Annotated in this window: 17 protein-coding genes; 15 read left to right on the top strand and 2 right to left on the bottom strand. The window is 70.8% G+C overall.

Annotated elements, in window-relative coordinates; all coding sequences use genetic code 11:
* The 14 genes from OG446_RS30495 to OG446_RS30430 all read left to right on the top strand — a co-directional run bounded on the left by OG446_RS30495 (position 1) and on the right by OG446_RS30430 (position 13,569).
* Entirely contained in the window at positions 1-1,638 is a 1,638-nt protein-coding gene (locus OG446_RS30495) for an acyl-CoA dehydrogenase family protein (RefSeq protein WP_328897019.1), read from the top strand.
* Positions 1,639-1,921: 283 nt separating this feature from the next.
* A complete protein-coding gene (locus tag OG446_RS30490) occupies positions 1,922-3,178 on the top strand; it encodes a GAF domain-containing protein (RefSeq protein ID WP_328898460.1) in 1,257 nt (418 codons plus the stop codon).
* Between the two features lie 82 nt (positions 3,179-3,260).
* Positions 3,261-3,869: a GNAT family N-acetyltransferase gene (locus tag OG446_RS30485; RefSeq protein WP_328897018.1), complete on the top strand. Its 609-nt coding sequence runs from the start codon at positions 3,261-3,263 to the stop codon at positions 3,867-3,869.
* Positions 3,870-4,067: 198 nt separating this feature from the next.
* Positions 4,068-4,151 carry a putative leader peptide gene (locus OG446_RS30480; protein ID WP_310739661.1) on the top strand — a complete coding sequence of 28 codons (84 nt, stop codon included), beginning with the start codon at positions 4,068-4,070 and terminating at the stop codon, positions 4,149-4,151.
* Between the two features lie 114 nt (positions 4,152-4,265).
* The gene (locus tag OG446_RS30475; protein ID WP_328897017.1) at positions 4,266-5,963 is read left to right on the top strand and encodes a nitrite/sulfite reductase; all 1,698 of its coding nucleotides are present in this window, start codon (positions 4,266-4,268) and stop codon (positions 5,961-5,963) included.
* The gene (locus OG446_RS30470) at positions 5,960-6,139 is read left to right on the top strand and encodes a hypothetical protein (RefSeq protein WP_328897016.1); all 180 of its coding nucleotides are present in this window, start codon (positions 5,960-5,962) and stop codon (positions 6,137-6,139) included. Before OG446_RS30475 ends, OG446_RS30470 begins: the two co-directional genes overlap by 4 nt.
* Positions 6,136-6,852, top strand: a complete 717-nt coding sequence (locus OG446_RS30465) for a phosphoadenylyl-sulfate reductase (protein WP_328897015.1) — start codon at positions 6,136-6,138, stop codon at positions 6,850-6,852. The genes OG446_RS30470 and OG446_RS30465 overlap by 4 nt, the downstream gene beginning before the upstream one ends.
* Positions 6,852-7,421, top strand: coding sequence for an adenylyl-sulfate kinase (gene cysC, locus OG446_RS30460; protein WP_389062270.1), 570 nt, complete (start codon positions 6,852-6,854; stop codon positions 7,419-7,421). The genes OG446_RS30465 and cysC overlap by 1 nt, the downstream gene beginning before the upstream one ends.
* Positions 7,418-8,353, top strand: a complete 936-nt coding sequence (cysD, locus tag OG446_RS30455) for a sulfate adenylyltransferase subunit CysD (protein WP_328897013.1) — start codon at positions 7,418-7,420, stop codon at positions 8,351-8,353. Before cysC ends, cysD begins: the two co-directional genes overlap by 4 nt.
* 1 nt (position 8,354) lies before the next feature.
* A complete protein-coding gene (locus OG446_RS30450) occupies positions 8,355-9,698 on the top strand; it encodes a sulfate adenylyltransferase subunit 1 (protein ID WP_328897012.1) in 1,344 nt (447 codons plus the stop codon).
* A 243-nt stretch (positions 9,699-9,941) separates the two neighbouring features.
* Entirely contained in the window at positions 9,942-11,057 is a 1,116-nt protein-coding gene (locus OG446_RS30445) for an aliphatic sulfonate ABC transporter substrate-binding protein (protein ID WP_328897011.1), read from the top strand.
* Positions 11,058-11,090: 33 nt separating this feature from the next.
* Complete coding sequence (locus tag OG446_RS30440; protein ID WP_328897010.1) at positions 11,091-11,879, top strand: ABC transporter ATP-binding protein; 789 nt, start codon at positions 11,091-11,093, stop codon at positions 11,877-11,879.
* Positions 11,866-12,789 carry an ABC transporter permease gene (locus tag OG446_RS30435; RefSeq protein WP_328897009.1) on the top strand — a complete coding sequence of 308 codons (924 nt, stop codon included), beginning with the start codon at positions 11,866-11,868 and terminating at the stop codon, positions 12,787-12,789. The genes OG446_RS30440 and OG446_RS30435 overlap by 14 nt, the downstream gene beginning before the upstream one ends.
* A gap of 9 nt (positions 12,790-12,798) precedes the next feature.
* Complete coding sequence (locus OG446_RS30430) at positions 12,799-13,569, top strand: sirohydrochlorin chelatase (RefSeq protein WP_328897008.1); 771 nt, start codon at positions 12,799-12,801, stop codon at positions 13,567-13,569.
* A gap of 24 nt (positions 13,570-13,593) precedes the next feature.
* Here OG446_RS30430 and OG446_RS30425 read toward each other — a convergent pair whose 3' ends face one another.
* The gene (locus OG446_RS30425; RefSeq protein ID WP_328897007.1) at positions 13,594-14,226 is read right to left on the bottom strand and encodes a mycothiol-dependent nitroreductase Rv2466c family protein; all 633 of its coding nucleotides are present in this window, start codon (positions 14,224-14,226) and stop codon (positions 13,594-13,596) included.
* Positions 14,227-14,295: 69 nt separating this feature from the next.
* Positions 14,296-14,880 carry a TIGR03086 family metal-binding protein gene (locus OG446_RS30420; RefSeq protein WP_328897006.1) on the bottom strand — a complete coding sequence of 195 codons (585 nt, stop codon included), beginning with the start codon at positions 14,878-14,880 and terminating at the stop codon, positions 14,296-14,298.
* A 95-nt stretch (positions 14,881-14,975) separates the two neighbouring features.
* Here OG446_RS30420 and OG446_RS30415 point away from each other — a divergent pair, with 95 nt between their 5' ends.
* Positions 14,976-15,845 carry an aldo/keto reductase gene (locus tag OG446_RS30415; RefSeq protein ID WP_328897005.1) on the top strand — a complete coding sequence of 290 codons (870 nt, stop codon included), beginning with the start codon at positions 14,976-14,978 and terminating at the stop codon, positions 15,843-15,845.
* Positions 15,846-15,848: the final 3 nt, after the last annotated feature.

The raw sequence follows: 15,848 nt of genomic DNA, 5'->3' as shown, positions 1-15,848 counted from the left end.
ATGGCAGCCACCACCCACACAGTGTCCAACCAGGCCCCTCCCCTCCTCGGCTACGACGTCTTCGGCGCGGACCGGGTCCTCACCGAAGCCGTGGAACGGCACCTCCCGGCAGACCTGCTCGACGATGCGCGCGGAGGTCTCACCGAGCTCGGACGGTCCGCCGGATCCGCCCAGGCCGCGGAGTGGGGGGCGCAGGCCAACGAGAATCCGCCGAGGCTGCGCACCCATGACCGCTACGGGAACCGAGTCGACGAGGTGGAGTTCCATCCGGCCTGGCACCGGCTGCTGGGCCACGCCGTCACCGCCGGTCTCACCGACGCCTGGGACCGGCCGGGCGGGCATGTGCGCCGGACCGCCGGCTTCCTGGTGTGGACGCAGGCCGAGGCGGGTCACGGCTGCCCGCTCTCCATGACGCACGCGGCGGTTCCCGCGCTGCGGACCGATCCGGCGGTGGCGGCGGAGTGGGTGCCGCTGCTGACCTCGCGTGTGTACGAGGAGGAGCTGCGGCCGGCCGGGCAGAAGGCCGGGGCCCTCCTCGGGATGGGCATGACGGAGAAGCAGGGCGGCACGGACGTGCGGTCGAACACGACGCGCGCCGAGCCCCTGTCCGGTGAGGGGGAGTATCTGCTCACCGGGCACAAGTGGTTCTGCTCCGCTCCGATGTCCGACGGGTTCCTCGTGCTGGCGCAGGCCCCCGGCGGACTGACGTGTTTCCTGCTGCCCCGGGTGCTGCCCGACGGCACGCGCAACGTGTTCGCGATCCAGCGGCTCAAGGACAAGCTGGGCAACCGGTCCAACGCCTCGGCCGAGGTCGAGTTCGACGGGACGTGGGTGCGCCGGATCGGTGAGGAGGGGCGCGGGGTGCGCACCATCATCGACATGGTGGCGGCGACCCGGCTGGACTGTGTGACCGGTTCGGCGGCGCTGATGCGGCAGGCGGTGGCGCAGGCGGTCCACCACACCACGTACCGCAGCGCGTTCGGCGGCCTGCTGGTCGACAAGCCGCTGATGCGTAACGTGCTGGCCGATCTGGCGCTGGAGTCGGAGGCCGCGACGGTACTGGCGATGCGTCTCGCGGCGGCGTACGACGCGGGGACGGAGAGCGAGTCCGCCTTCCTGCGCATCGCGGTGCCGGCGGCGAAGTACTGGGTGACGAAGCGGTGCGCCCCGCTGGTGGCCGAGGCGCTGGAGTGCCTGGGCGGCAACGGCTACGTGGAGGAGTCGGGGATGCCCAGGCTGCTGCGCGAGGCGCCGCTCAACTCGATCTGGGAGGGCTCGGGGAACGTACAGGCGCTGGATGTGCTCCGTGCCCTGCAGCGCGAGCCGCTGGCGCTGAACGCGTTCCTCCAGGAGGTCGGGCGGGCGCGGGGCGCCGACCACCGGCTCGACCGGGCGATCAGGGACCTGCTCACCGAGCTCGCCGATCTGCAGGGCATCGAGGCGCGGGCCCGCCGGCTCGTGGAGCGGATGGCGCTGGTGCTCCAGGGTTCGCTGCTGGTGCGCTGGGCCCCGCCGGAGGTCGCCGACGCGTTCTGCGCGTCCCGTCTGGGCGGGGAGTGGGGTTCGGCGTTCGGAACACTGCCGCACACCCTGGACCTGGCGTCGGTCGTGGAACGGGCCCGGCCCGTGGAGGTCTGATCCGGGCGGGGCAGCAACAGGGGGTGGTGCTGCGCCGACACGGCACCACCCCCCATGCTGTACACACCGGACTTCGGGGCCGAAACCCCACCGTGCGGTGTACCGCCACTCTCGTACGGCCGGGGGTCCGTCGCCAGAGTTGCAGAGGGTTGCAACCATTGTGTGGAGTTGCGACACCGGGAACCGCGAGGCGGCAGGATGACCCCGTGGCCCTTGGCACGGTCCTGGTACTGGCACTGGCACCTAGGGGGATCCGGACGTGGAGACAAGTCCTGTCGATGTGATGCGCCCTGCCGCGCGGGACTCGGAGCGGGCCACGCGCCTGCTCCACCGCGCCCGGGAGGCGCGGATGGCGGGCCAGCGGATGCCGGTCCAGCCGCGGGCGGAGATCGGGGCCTCGTGGGACCGCGTGCTGCGCAGCGGCATCGATCCGGAGCAGACCACACAGAGCGTGCTGCTGGAGCTGGAGGAGATCGAGCACCGGCGCCGGAGTTCCGCGCTGGGCGAGGTCATGCCGCTGCTCAGTGAGGGTCTGGTGAGCATCGCCGACGCCTCGCAGCAGATCATGGTGGTCACCGACGTGGAGGGCCGGGTGCTGTGGCGCCAGGGCAACACGGGGATCCTGCGCCGGGCCGACGACATCTGTCTGGCCGAGGGCGCCGCCTGGTCGGAGGAGTTCACCGGCACCAACGCGATCGGTACCGCGCTCGCCTCGCGGGCGCCGGTGCAGGTCCACTCCTCGGAGCACTTCGTCCGCAGTCTGCACGGGTGGACGTGCGCGGCGGCCCCCGTGCGCGATCCGCGCGACGGCCGGCTGATGGGGATCGTCGACATCAGCGGCCCGGCGAACACCTTCCATCCCACCACGCTCGCCCTGGTCGGGTCGGTGGCCCGGCTGGCCGAGAGCGAGATCAGGAACCGGCACCTCCAGGCCATCGACCGGCTGCGTTCGGTGGCGGCGCCGATGCTGTGCCGGCTGGGGGGCCGGGCGCTGGCGGTGGACGGCAACGGCTGGCTGGCCGCGGTCAACGGGATGCCGCCGGTGGACCGGCTGCCCCTGCCGAAGTCCGTCCAGCCGGGCCGGGTGTGGCTGCCCTCGCTCGGGATGTGCCGGGTGGAGCCGCTGCCGGGCGGATGGCTGGTGCAGGTGGCCGACGGTGCGATGGACAGCCCGCCGCGCCGGGTCGTGCTGGATCTGAGCATGCCGGGCAGGCTGACGGCGAACGTGGTGAGCCCGGTGGGCACGTGGACGCAGCGGCTGTCCCCGCGCCACGCCGAGCTGCTGTACGCGCTGGCCCGGTACCCCGAGGGGCGTACGGCGTCCGAGCTGGCCGAGGACATCTTCGGCGATCCGACCAGGACGGTGACGGTCCGGGCCGAGATCTCCCGGTTGCGGCGCCATCTCGCGGAGGTGCTGGCCCACCGCCCGTACCGTTTCGGGGAGGGCGTCGAGGTGGAGGTGATCGGTCCGGAGCACCCGGGCGATCTGCTGCCCCGGTCGAAGGCGCCGGTGGTGGTGGCGGCCCGCAGCGCCTCGTGACCCCCTGTTCCCGCAGGTCCGGGGCGCCTCGCCCCGGGTACCGGCTTGGGCCGGGGAGGCAGGGCATGGTTTTCTGGCAGTCATGAGCAACCCCGAGCATCCGTCCGGCACCACCCTCGCCGAGGTGACCATCTGGTCCCTGGAGCAGACCTCGCCCGACGATCTGCAGCCCTCGGCCGTACCCGGCCCGGACGTACGGATCGTCCGGTCCGAGGTGCCACTGCCCGAGTTCAGCCGCTTCCTCTACACGGCCGTCGGCGGCGACATCCAGTGGACGGACCGGCTGTCGATGACGTACGCGCAGTGGCAGGAGGTGCTGGACCGGCCGGGCGTGGAGACCTGGGTGGCGTATGCGGACGGGACGCCGGCCGGGTACGTGGAACTGGACCCGCAGGACGACGGCGCGGTCGAGATCATGTACTTCGGTCTCCTTCCTGCCTTCCGGGGCCGCCGGATCGGCGGGCATCTGCTCTCGTACGGGGTCGCCCGTGCCTGGGACCTGGCGGAGCGGTGGCCCGAGCGGCCCGCGACGAAGCGGGTGTGGGTCCACACCTGCTCCAAGGACGGGCCGCATGCCATGGGCAACTACCTGCGCCGCGGCTTCCGGCTGTTCGACACCAGGACGGTGCTGGAGCCCGAGGCCGCCACCCCGGGCCCGTGGCCCGAGTCCGGCCGGATGCCGCTTCCGTAGGAACGCCCCGCGGGAAACCTCATAAGAAGCGCCCAGAAGAAACACTTGCAGGAAATGCACATGGTTGTCCGGTATTCCGGCCACCCGGCGCCCGTCATTCGCGTGACGGGCGCCACATTGTCTCACCTACCGGGACAGTCTCGTCCACATCATGGATAGTGGTGGACTGCCCGGAGACCTGCGTGACACGCTTCCGTCATGCCTGGAACTGGAATTGCCTTGGTGAGTCGACGCCACGTCGACCTCGGCCGCATGTCCAGCGCCATCTGTCCGGCGAGCTGAGAGTCCCAGCACCGCCGCGATCCCCCTTTCTCTGCAAACCCTGCGCACCGCCGCGCCCAGACGCGAGTGTGCAGTTCAGAGCCGCCCTCCTGCAGTCCCGAAGGACGTACTGTCATGGCCGCTACCCCGGAACAGCCCGCGCCCGCAACGCCCCGCCGCAAAGCGGGACGCCACCGTGGCGAAGGTCAGTGGGCCCTGGGGCACTACACCCCGCTGAACGGCAATGAGCAGTTCAAGAAGGACGACGACAGTCTCAACGTGCGGACACGCATTGAGACGATCTACTCCAAGCGCGGGTTCGACTCGATCGACCCCAACGACCTTCGCGGACGCATGCGCTGGTGGGGCCTGTACACGCAGCGGCGGGCGGGCATCGACGGCGGCAAGACGGCGGTGCTGGAGCCCGAGGAGCTCGAGGACAAGTACTTCATGATGCGGGTCCGCATCGACGGCGGAAGGCTGACCACCGCGCAGCTGCGCGTCATCGGCGAGATCTCCGAGGAGTACGCCCGCGGCAGCGCGGACATCACCGACCGCCAGAACGTCCAGATGCACTGGATCCGCATCGAGGACGTCCCGGCGATCTGGGAGAGGCTGGAGGCCGTCGGCCTTTCCACCACCGAGGCGTGCGGCGACTGCCCCCGCACGATGATCGGTTCACCGGTGGCCGGCATCGCCGCCGACGAGATCATCGACGGCACCCCGGCGCTGGACGAGATCCACGAGCGCTACATCGGCAGCCCGGAGTTCTCCAACCTGCCGCGCAAGTTCAAGACCGCCATCTCCGGCTCCCCGGTGCAGGACGTGGTGCACGAGATCAACGACATCGCCTTCGTCGGAGTCGAGCACCCCGAGCACGGCCCCGGCTTCGACCTCTGGGTCGGCGGCGGCCTCTCCACCAACCCGCGCCTGGCCGAACGCCTGGGCGCCTGGGTGCCGTTGGACGAGGTCGCGGACGTGTGGGCCGGTGTCGTGGGGATCTTCCGCGACTACGGATACCGCCGGCTGCGCAACCGCGCCCGGCTGAAGTTCCTGATCGCTGACTGGGGCGTCGCCAAGTTCCGCCAGGTACTGGAGGACGAGTACCTCAAGCGCCCGCTGCTGGACGGGCCCGCGCCCGCGGAGCCCAGCAGCCGCTGGCGGGACCACATCGGCGTCCACCCGCAGCAGGACGGCCGTTCCTACGTCGGTTTCGCGCCGCGTGTAGGACGCGTGGACGGCTCAACCCTCGCCAAGATCGCGGACCTCGCCGAGGCGCACGGCTCCGGCCGGGTGCGTACCACCGTCGAGCAGAAGATGATCATTCTCGATGTGGAGCAGGACCGGGTCGAGTCCCTGTCCGCCGGCCTCGAAGCGCTCGGATTCCAGGTGAAGCCGTCCTCGTTCCGCCGCGGCACGATGGCCTGCACCGGCATCGAGTACTGCAAGCTGGCGATCGTCGAAACGAAGGCGCGCGGCGCCGCGCTCATCGACGAACTGGAGCGCCGTCTACCGGAGTTCGACGAGCCGCTCACCATCAACATCAACGGCTGCCCCAACGCCTGCGCCCGCATCCAGACCGCGGACATCGGCCTCAAGGGCCAGCTCATGCTGGACGACGAGGGCAACCAGGTGGAGGGCTACCAGGTCCACCTGGGCGGCGCGCTCGGCCTGGAGGCCGGCTTCGGCCGCAAGGTCCGCGGCCTGAAGGTCACTTCGGCCGAACTGCCCGACTACGTCGAGCGGGTCCTGGCCAACTTCCAGAAGGAGCGCGAGGACGACGAGCGCTTCGCGACCTGGGCCGCCCGGGCCAGTGCGGAGTCGCTGTCATGAGCGAGCGCGCCGCACCGTTCCACTGCCCGTACTGCGGCGACGAGGACCTGCGCCCGCACGAGGCCGGGCACGGGGCCTGGGAATGCGCCTCCTGCAACCGGGCGTTCCAGCTGAAGTTCCTGGGCCTGCTGGCCCGGGGACTGGAGCGCAACGACGGTGAAGGGAACGGGACATGACGGACACTCTGCAGGCCGACAAGCTCTCCGCGGACGAACTCAGGGAGCTGGCCGAGCGTGCGGGCCGGGAGCTGGAGAACGCTTCCGCCCTGGAGATCCTCCAGTGGGCCACCCGCACCTTCGGCAAGCGGTTCTGTGTGACGTCGTCGATGGAGGACGCGGTCGTCGCGCACCTCGCCTCCCGGGCACTGCCCGGAGTGGACGTGGTCTTCCTCGACACCGGCTACCACTTCCCCGAGACGATCGGCACCCGTGACGCGGTCGAGGCCGTGATGGACGTCAACGTCATCACGCTGACCCCGCGGCAGACCGTGGCCGAGCAGGACGCCGAGTACGGACCGAAGCTGCACGACCGCGACCCGGACCTCTGCTGCAAGCTGCGCAAGGTCAGGCCCCTCGAAGAGGGCCTGACCGCGTACGCGGCCTGGGCGACCGGGCTGCGCCGCGACGAGTCCGCCACCCGGGCGAACACCCCGGTGGTCGGCTGGGACGAGAAGCGGCAGAAGGTCAAGGTCTCGCCGATCGCCCGCTGGACCCAGGACGACGTCGACGCGTATGTCGCCGAGCACGGAGTCCTCACCAACCCACTGTTGATGGACGGTTACGCCTCCGTAGGCTGTGCCCCCTGTACCCGCCGGGTGCTGGAGGGCGAGGACGCACGGGCCGGCCGCTGGGCCGGACGCGGCAAGACCGAATGCGGGCTGCATGACTGATGACGACTGATCAGGAGACTTCGATGAGCGTGACGGAGACGGGAGCCACCGTCTGGCTGACCGGTCTGCCGAGCGCGGGCAAGACCACCATCGCGTACGAACTCGCCGGGCGGCTGCGCGGCGAGGGCCACCGGGTGGAGGTGCTCGACGGAGACGAGATCCGCGAGTTCCTCTCCGCGGGCCTCGGCTTCACCCGCGAGGACCGCCACACCAACGTCCAGCGGATCGGCTTCGTCGCCGAACTGCTGGCGGCCAACGGCGTGAAGGTGCTGGTCCCGGTCATCGCCCCGTACGCGGACAGCCGTGACGCGGTCCGCAAGCGGCACCAGGCCGAGGGCACCGCCTATCTGGAGGTGCACGTCGCCACTCCGGTCGAGGTGTGCTCCGTGCGCGATGTGAAGGGGCTGTACGCCAAGCAGGCGGCGGGCGAGATCAGCGGGCTGACCGGGGTGGACGACCCCTACGAGGCGCCCGAGTCGCCCGACCTGCGGATCGAGTCGCACCGGCAGACCGTGCAGGAGTCCGCGGCGGAGCTGTACGCGCTGCTGAGCGAGAGGGGTGCAGCGTGACGACCGTCGCGACTGTGTCGGAAGGCACCGCCAACCCGTACGCACTCAGCCACCTGGACTCCCTCGAGTCCGAGGCGGTGCACATCTTCCGTGAGGTGGCGGGAGAGTTCGAGCGGCCGGTGATCCTCTTCTCCGGCGGCAAGGACTCCATCCTGATGCTGCACCTGGCGCTCAAGGCGTTCGCGCCCGCGCCGGTGCCGTTCACGCTGCTGCACGTGGACACCGGGCACAACTTCCCCGAGGTCCTGGAGTACCGCGACCGTACGGTCGCCGAACACGGGCTGCGCCTGCACGTCGCCTCCGTCCAGGAGTACATCGACGCCGGGAAGCTCCGTGAGCGCCCCGACGGCACCCGCAACCCGCTCCAGACCGTGCCGCTGACCGAGGCGATCCAGCAGCACCGCTTCGACGCCGTGTTCGGCGGCGGGCGCCGCGACGAGGAGAAGGCGCGCGCCAAGGAGCGGGTCTTCTCGCTGCGCGACGAGTTCTCCCAGTGGGACCCGCGCCGCCAGCGCCCGGAACTGTGGCAGCTGTACAACGGCCGGCACGCCGCCGGTGAGCACGTCCGGGTCTTCCCGATCTCCAACTGGACCGAGCTCGACGTGTGGCAGTACATCGAGCGCGAGGGCATCGAGCTCCCCCGGATCTACTTCGCCCATGAGCGTGAGGTCTTCAACCGCTCCGGCATGTGGCTGACGGCGGGCGACTGGGGCGGCCCCAAGGAGCACGAGAGGACCGAGACCCGTCAGGTGCGCTACCGCACGGTCGGCGACATGTCCTGCACCGGTGCCGTCGACTCCGACGCCACCACGCTGGACGCCGTGATCACCGAGATCGCCGCCTCCCGGCTCACCGAGCGTGGCGCGACCCGCGCCGACGACAAGATGTCCGAGGCCGCGATGGAAGACCGTAAGCGCGAGGGGTACTTCTAAAATGACCACACCCACCCAGTTGGCCGAGCAGTTGTCGACCACCACCCTGCTGCGGTTCGCCACCGCGGGGTCCGTCGACGACGGCAAGTCCACCCTCGTCGGACGGCTGCTGCACGACTCCAAGTCGGTCCTCACCGACCAGCTGGAGGCCGTCGAGGACGCGTCCCGCAAGCGCGGCCAGGAGGCGCCGGACCTGGCCCTGCTGACCGACGGGCTGCGGGCCGAGCGCGAGCAGGGCATCACCATCGATGTCGCCTACCGCTACTTCGCCACCACCCGGCGCCGGTTCATCCTCGCCGACACCCCGGGCCATGTGCAGTACACCCGCAACATGGTGACGGGCGCCTCCACCGCCGAGCTGGCCGTGGTCCTGGTCGACGCCCGCAACGGCGTGGTGGAGCAGACCCGACGGCACGCCGCCGTCGCGGCCCTGCTGCGCGTCCCGCACGTGGTGCTGGCCGTGAACAAGATGGACCTGGTCGAGTACGCGGAGCCGGTGTTCGCCGCCATCGCCGAGGAGTTCACCGCCTACGCGGCCTCCCTGGGCGTCCCGGAGATCACCGCCATCCCGATCTCCGCGCTGGCCGGCGACAACGTCGTGGAGCCCTCCGCGAACATGGACTGGTACGGCGGCCCGACCGTCCTGGAACACCTGGAGACGGTCCCGGTCAGCCACGACCTCACCGCCTGCCACGCCCGGTTCCCCGTCCAGTACGTGATCCGGCCGCAGACCGCCGAGCATCCCGACTACCGGGGCTACGCCGGCCAGATCGCCGCCGGTGTGTTCCGGGTGGGCGAGCCGGTCACCGTGCTGCCCTCCGGCCGTACGTCGACGATCGCCGGAATCGACCTGCTCGGCGACAGCGTGGACATCGCCTGGGCCCCCCAGTCGGTCACCCTGCGCCTGAGCGACGACATCGACGTGTCGCGCGGTGACCTGATAGCCCCGGCCAACGACTCCCCCGCCGTCACCCAGGACGTCGAGGCGACCGTCTGCCACGTCGCCGACCGGCCGCTCACCGTGGGCCAGCGGGTGCTGCTCAAGCACACCACCCGCACGGTCAAGGCGATCGTCAAGGACATCCCCTCCCGGCTGACTCTGGACGACCTCTCCCAGCACCCGGCCCCCGGGCAGCTCGTCGCCAACGACATAGGCCGCGTCGTGGTCCGTACCGCCGAGCCGCTCGCGCTCGACGCGTACGCCGACTCGCGCCGCACCGGTTCCTTCCTGCTGATCGACCCGGCGGACGGCACCACGCTCTCGGCCGGCATGGCGGGCGCCTCGTTCGCCGCCGTGACCGAGGCGCAGACCCCGTCGGACGACGACGCGGAGTGGGACTTCTGATGAGCACCGACGTCTTCTCGACCTTCGCGAAGGAGGGCGGCCGTGTCGGCAGCGGCGCCCTCGGCAGCGGACAGGGCGGGGTTGCGCGATGTGCGTAGTGACGTACGCGCACTGCCTGCGCGCCCGGCAGCACCAACCGCACCGCCTGCACCGCCAGTTCAGACGAAGACCTGCCGACCTCCCGGCCGCGCCCCCGGACTTCCGAGGGACGTGAGCACCGGGCCTCCGAGAGGAAGACCTCCCGTGTCTGCCCCCCGTACCACGCTTCGCCGCAGCCTCGCCGCTGCCGCCGCTCTGCCGCTGCTCGCCGTGGCGCTCACCGCCTGCGGCTACGGCTCCGAGGCGAAGGACGACGACGCCGAGAAGGCGAACGTCGCCGCCGACGGAAAGAAGCTCTCCGCCGACACCGTGCGGATCGGGTACTTCCCGAACCTCACCCACGCCACCGCGCTCGTGGGCGACCAGGAGGGTCTGTTCCAGAAGGAGCTCGGCGGCACCCAGCTCAAGACCTCGACGTTCAACGCGGGCCCGTCCGAGATCGAGGCGCTGAACGCCGACTCGATCGACATCGGCTTCATCGGCCCGTCGCCGTCGATCAACGGCTTCACCAAGTCCCAGGGCAAGAACCTGCGGATCATCGGTGGTTCGGCCTCCGGCGGCGTGAAGCTCGTCGTCAACCCGAAGAAGATCAAGACCCTGGACGATCTCAAGGGCAAGAAGATCGCCACCCCGCAGCTCGGCAACACCCAGGACGTGGCCTTCCTCAACTGGATCTCCGAGAAGGGCTGGAAGGTCGACGCCCAGAGCGGCAAGGGTGACGTCTCCGTCGTCCGTACGGACAACAAGGTGACCCCGGACGCCTACAAGTCCGGTTCCATCGACGGCGCCTGGGTCCCCGAACCGACCGCCTCCAAGCTGGTCGCCGAGGGCGCCGAGGAGCTGCTGAACGAGTCGACGCTGTGGCCCGACGACAAGTTCGTGATCACGAACATCATCGTGTCGCAGAAGTTCCTCAAGGAGCACCCGGACGTCGTCGAGGCCGTGCTGCGCGGCTCGGTGAACACGAACGCGTGGATCAACGCCAACCCCGACGAGGCGAAGGCCTCCGCGAACGCCGCGCTGAAGAAGCTCACCGGCAAGGCGCTGCCGGCCGAGATCATCGACCCGGCCTGGAAGTCGATCCAGATCACCGACGACCCGCTGGCCGCCACGCTCGACGCGCAGGCCGAGCACGCGGTGAAGGCCGGTCTGCTGGAGGAGCCCGACCTCAAGGGCATCTACGACCTCAAGCCGCTGAACAAGATCCTCAAGGCCGCGGGCAAGCCCGAGGTCGCCGACGCCGGTCTCGGCGTCAAGTAACCAGCCGCTCGAAGACCCCAGGAGGTGACGACCATGGCGAACACCCTCACCAAGGCCGAGGACCGTGTCGAGGTCGGGCACGCCGCCCGCATCGCACATGTCTCGAAGTCCTTCGCCGGACCCACGGGAACGCAGCTGGTCCTGGACGACATCACGCTCGATGTCGCTCCGGGCGAGTTCGTCACCCTCCTGGGAGCCTCCGGGTGCGGAAAGTCGACGCTGCTCAACCTGGTGGCCGGACTCGACCGTCCGACCGGGGGGACCATCGAGACCCCCGGCGGGCGGCCGGCCCTGATGTTCCAGGAGCACGCCCTGTTCCCGTGGCTGACCGCGGGCAAGAACATCGAACTGGCCCTGCGTCTGCGCGGCGTGCCGAAGTCGGAACGCCGTGCGGAGGCGGAGCGGCTGCTGGAGCTGGTGCGCCTGGGCGGGGCGTACGGCAAGCGGGTGCACGAGCTCTCGGGCGGCATGCGGCAGCGGGTGGCGATGGCCCGCGCGCTCGCCCAGGACAGCCAGCTGCTGCTGATGGACGAGCCGTTCGCCGCGCTCGACGCCATCACCCGCGATGTGCTGCACGACGAGCTGACCCGGATCTGGCGGGAGACGAACGTCTCGGTCCTGTTCGTCACGCACAACGTGCGCGAGGCGGTACGTCTCGCCGAGCGCGTGGTGCTGCTCTCCTCCCGCCCCGGGCGGATCGCCCGCGAGTGGACGGTCGACATCGAGCAGCCGCGCCGCATCGAGGACACCGCGGTGGCTGAACTGTCCGTCGAGATCACCGAACAACTGCGTGGGGAGATCCGCCGTCATGGCCAGCACTGATATCAAGTCGGGCGCACCGGGGTCCGGCGGGGCCGGGGCGGATGCGGTGAAGGCGGACGACCTGGCCGGTCTGGAGGCCGGCCTGGACGCGCTGGACGCCGTACAGGTGCACCGCACGCCGGTGCGCGAGGTCCTGCTGCGCAAGGTCCTGCCGCCGCTGCTGGCGGTCGCCCTGGTCGTCGTCGTCTGGCAGTTGCTCGTCTGGGCACAGGTGACCGAGGACTACAAGCTGCCCTCGCCCGCCGCGGTCGCGGAGAGCCTCGGCGACATGTGGCGGCAGGGGACGCTGCTGGAGGTGGTGTGGACCAGCGTCTCGCGCGGTCTGCTCGGCTTCCTGCTCTCGGTCGCCATCGGTACGCCGCTCGGACTGCTGGTGGCCCGGGTGAAGTTCATCCGTGCCGCGATCGGTCCGATCCTGTCCGGGCTGCAGTCCCTGCCGTCCGTGGCGTGGGTGGCGCCGGCCGTGATCTGGCTCGGTCTCAACGACTCGATGATGTTCGCGGTCATCCTGCTGGGCGCGGTGCCGTCGATCGCCAACGGCCTGGTCTCCGGTGTCGACCAGGTGCCGCCGCTCTTCCTCCGGGCGGGCCGGACCCTCGGCGCGACCGGTCTGCGGGGCACCGTCTTCATCGTCATGCCGGCCGCCCTGCCGGGCTATCTGGCCGGCCTGAAGCAGGGCTGGGCCTTCTCCTGGCGCTCGCTGATGGCCGCCGAGATCATCGCCTCGTCGCCCGACCTCGGTCTGGGACTCGGCCAGTTGCTGGAGAACGGCCGCAACAACGCGGACATGCCGGGGATCTTCCTCGCCATCCTCCTGATCCTGTTCGTCGGCATCGCGATCGATCTGCTCATCTTCAGTCCGCTGGAGCGGTGGGTGCTGCGCAGCCGCGGTCTCCTCGTCAAGAACTGAGCTGGTGACATGACTGCCCCGGTCCTCCTCGTCATCGCCCACGGCAGCCGCGATCCGCGGCACGCGGCGACCGTGCACGCGCTCACCGCGCGGGTACGGGCGCTGCGGCCGGGGCTGCGCGTGGAGACCGGGTTCCTGGACTTCAACGCACCGTCGGTGCCGCGGGTCCTGGAACGGCTGGACGCGGAAGGAGCGGGTGAGGTGGTGGCGCTTCCGCTGCTGCTCACCCGCGCCTTCCACGCCAAGTCCGACATCCCGGCGGTCCTGCGCGAGGCGCACGCCCGGCTGCCGCGGCTGCGGGTCCGGCAGGCCGAGGTGCTCGGCCCGTCGCCGCTGCTGAACTCCGCTCTTGAGCGGCGGTTGCACGAAGCCGGGGTCCGCCCCGGTGACCGAAGCTCGACCGGGCTCGTCCTGGCCTCGGCGGGCTCCACAGACCCGGAGGCGAGCGCAGTGATCGCTGAAATCGCGCGGGAGCTGCGGCACACCGGTTGGTGTTCCGTGCGGCCTGCGTTCGCCTCCGCTGTTGTTGCCGGGGGCATCCCCCGTACCGAGGACGCGGTACGGGCCCTGCGGGCCGACGGTGTGCGCCGGGTGGCGGTCGCCCCGTACGTCATCGCGCCCGGCCGCCTCCCGGACCGCATCGCGGCGGGGGCGGCCGAGGCCGGGGCGGATGTGCTGGCCGGTGTGCTGGGCCCGTCGCCGGAGCTGGCGCGGCTGCTGCTCGACCGGTACGACGAGGCACGTGTCCGGGCGGCCGGGACCGCCCGGGTCAGCGCATAGGCGCGGTCCGGTCCGGGCTTTCTCTCAGCCCACGTCCAGGCTGCCCGTACGGGTCCGCTTGAGCTCGAAGAAGTCCTGGTGGCCGGCGAGCACCCGGAAGCTGTCGAACAGCCGCGCCGCCTCCTCGCCGCGCGGCACCGCCCGCAGCACGGGGCCGAACCACACGGTTCCGTCGACGTGGAGGGTGGGCGTGCCCACGTATCCGTCCGCCTCCGGGTCCCTGCCGGCGTCGTGGCTGCGCCGCACCGCCTCGTCGTACGCCGGGTCGTGCGCGGCCGCGGCCAGTTCGGCGGGGAGGCCGAGTTCGGCGAGGGACTGGGCGATCACCTCGTCGAAGTCCTCGTTCTTCTGCTGGTGGATCCGGGTCCCGTAGGCCGTGTACAGGTCGCGCAGCACACCCTCTCCGCGCAGTCCGGCCGCCGCGGCGGCGACGCGTACGGGGCCGATCGACTTGTCGACGAGGGTGCGGTACCAGTCGGGGAGTTCGTTGCCCGTGTTGTGGAGGTAGAGGCTCATCACGTGGAAGCGGAGCTCGATGTCGCGCTGCTGCTCCACCTCCAGCATCCAGCGGGAGGTGATCCAGGCGAACGGGCAGGCCGGGTCGAAGTAGAAGTCGACGACGGCCCTGCCCGTGCCCGGGGTGTGGTGAGAGGTCATGCGAGGAGCCTAGCCAGCCGGTGGCTCATCCCCGGGGGCCATTCGGCACCCGCGGGAATGGGCCATTTCCTATGCGGCGGTCCACTGCGGATCACGGCCGCTCAGGGCCAGGGCGCGGGTGAAGTCGTCGGCCCCCAGGTCGACCGTGACCTCGTCGGCGAAGCCCTCGTACTGGCGGTAGAGCGCGGCGGTGCTCTCGACGATCCCCAGGACGTGGGCGGCCGCCTCGTCGGAGAGGCGGAACTCCTGGCCGGTGGCGCGGGCCACGTCCCAGCCGTGCAGGGCCGTCTCCTCGATGAGCATCGCGGCGGTGTCCGCGGCCGGGGTGGCCGACTCACCGGTGCCGATCTCTCCCTCCCAGACGGCGGGGTCCGACCAGGCGGCGACGGCTCGGTCCAGCTGGGCCGCGTACTGCTCGGCCCAGTCGGCGTCCGCCGTGAAGTCCCGGGTGGTGAGTTCCTCGGGGATCTCCGTGCGCAGGGCGCGGTGCTCCATTCCGTGAGAGGTGTAGAGCACCCAGTGGTTGACGAGGCCGCGGACATCCCAGCCGGCACAGGGAGTGACGGGGGCGTCGAGCTGTTCGGGGCGGATGCCGCGGGCCACACGGGCGGCTTCGGCGGCGCATTCGGTCATGTGGGTGTGCTCGGTCTTCATGCCCCTCACTTTAGGAAGGATCACTGCTCCCGGTCTTGAAAAAACGCGACAGGGCCCGGCCGGAGGGCCCCTGAACGCCGGATTACTGTTTCCTCATGCCTTCATCGCTGCCCTCTCCCGACGGTTCGTTCCTCCTTGGCGGGGAGCTGCCCGTGCGCCGTCTCGGCTACGGCACCGCCCAGCTGACCGGCCCCGGCTACTGGGGCCCGCGCGGCGAGCGCCCGGACGCGCTGGCGGTGCTCCGGTCTGCGGTCGAGCAGGGGGTCACGCTGATCGACACCGCCGACAACTACGGCCCCGGTGTGGCCGAGGAACTGGTGGCCGAAGCGCTGCACCCGTACCGCGACGACCTCGTGATCGCGACGAAGGGCGGGGTCGTACGGACCGGCGACGACGCCTGGCACATCGCTGGGCGGCCCGAGCAGCTGCGTGCGATGTGCGAGGCCAGCCTGCGCCGGCTGCGTACCGACCGGATCGACCTGTACCAGCTGCACCGGCTGGACCCCCAGGTGCCGATGGCGGAGCAGCTGGGCGCCCTGGACGCGCTGCGGCAGGAAGGTAAGATCCGCTACATCGGTCTGGACACCCTCACCGCCGACGAGCTGGAGCAGGCGCTCTCCCTGACCGGGATCGCCTCGGTGCAGAACCGCTTCAACCTCCTCGACCGCGGCTCGGACGCGGTGCTGAGGCTGTGCGAATCCCATGACCTGGCGTTTCTCCCCTGGTTCCCGCTGGCCAATGGCGCGTTGACGGGCGGGGCCGCCGCCGCCCTCGACGAGGTGGCGCGGAGTCACGGTGCCACCCGCGGGCAGATCGCCCTCGCCTGGCTGCTGCACCGCTCCCCCGTGCTGTGCCCGACCCCGGGCACCGGTTCGCCCGTCCATCTCTCGGAGAACCTGGGGGCGCGGGAGATCCGGCTGACGACTGAGGACATGAGCCGCCTGGAGGCGCTCGCACCCGTATGAAGG

Origin of the sequence: Streptomyces sp. NBC_00236, from assembly GCF_036195045.1 — a bacterium.
Taxonomy (GTDB): Bacteria; Actinomycetota; Actinomycetes; order Streptomycetales; family Streptomycetaceae; genus Streptomyces.
The sequence above is the reverse complement of the archived record's forward strand: the minus strand, read 5'-3'. Positions and strand labels throughout refer to the sequence as shown.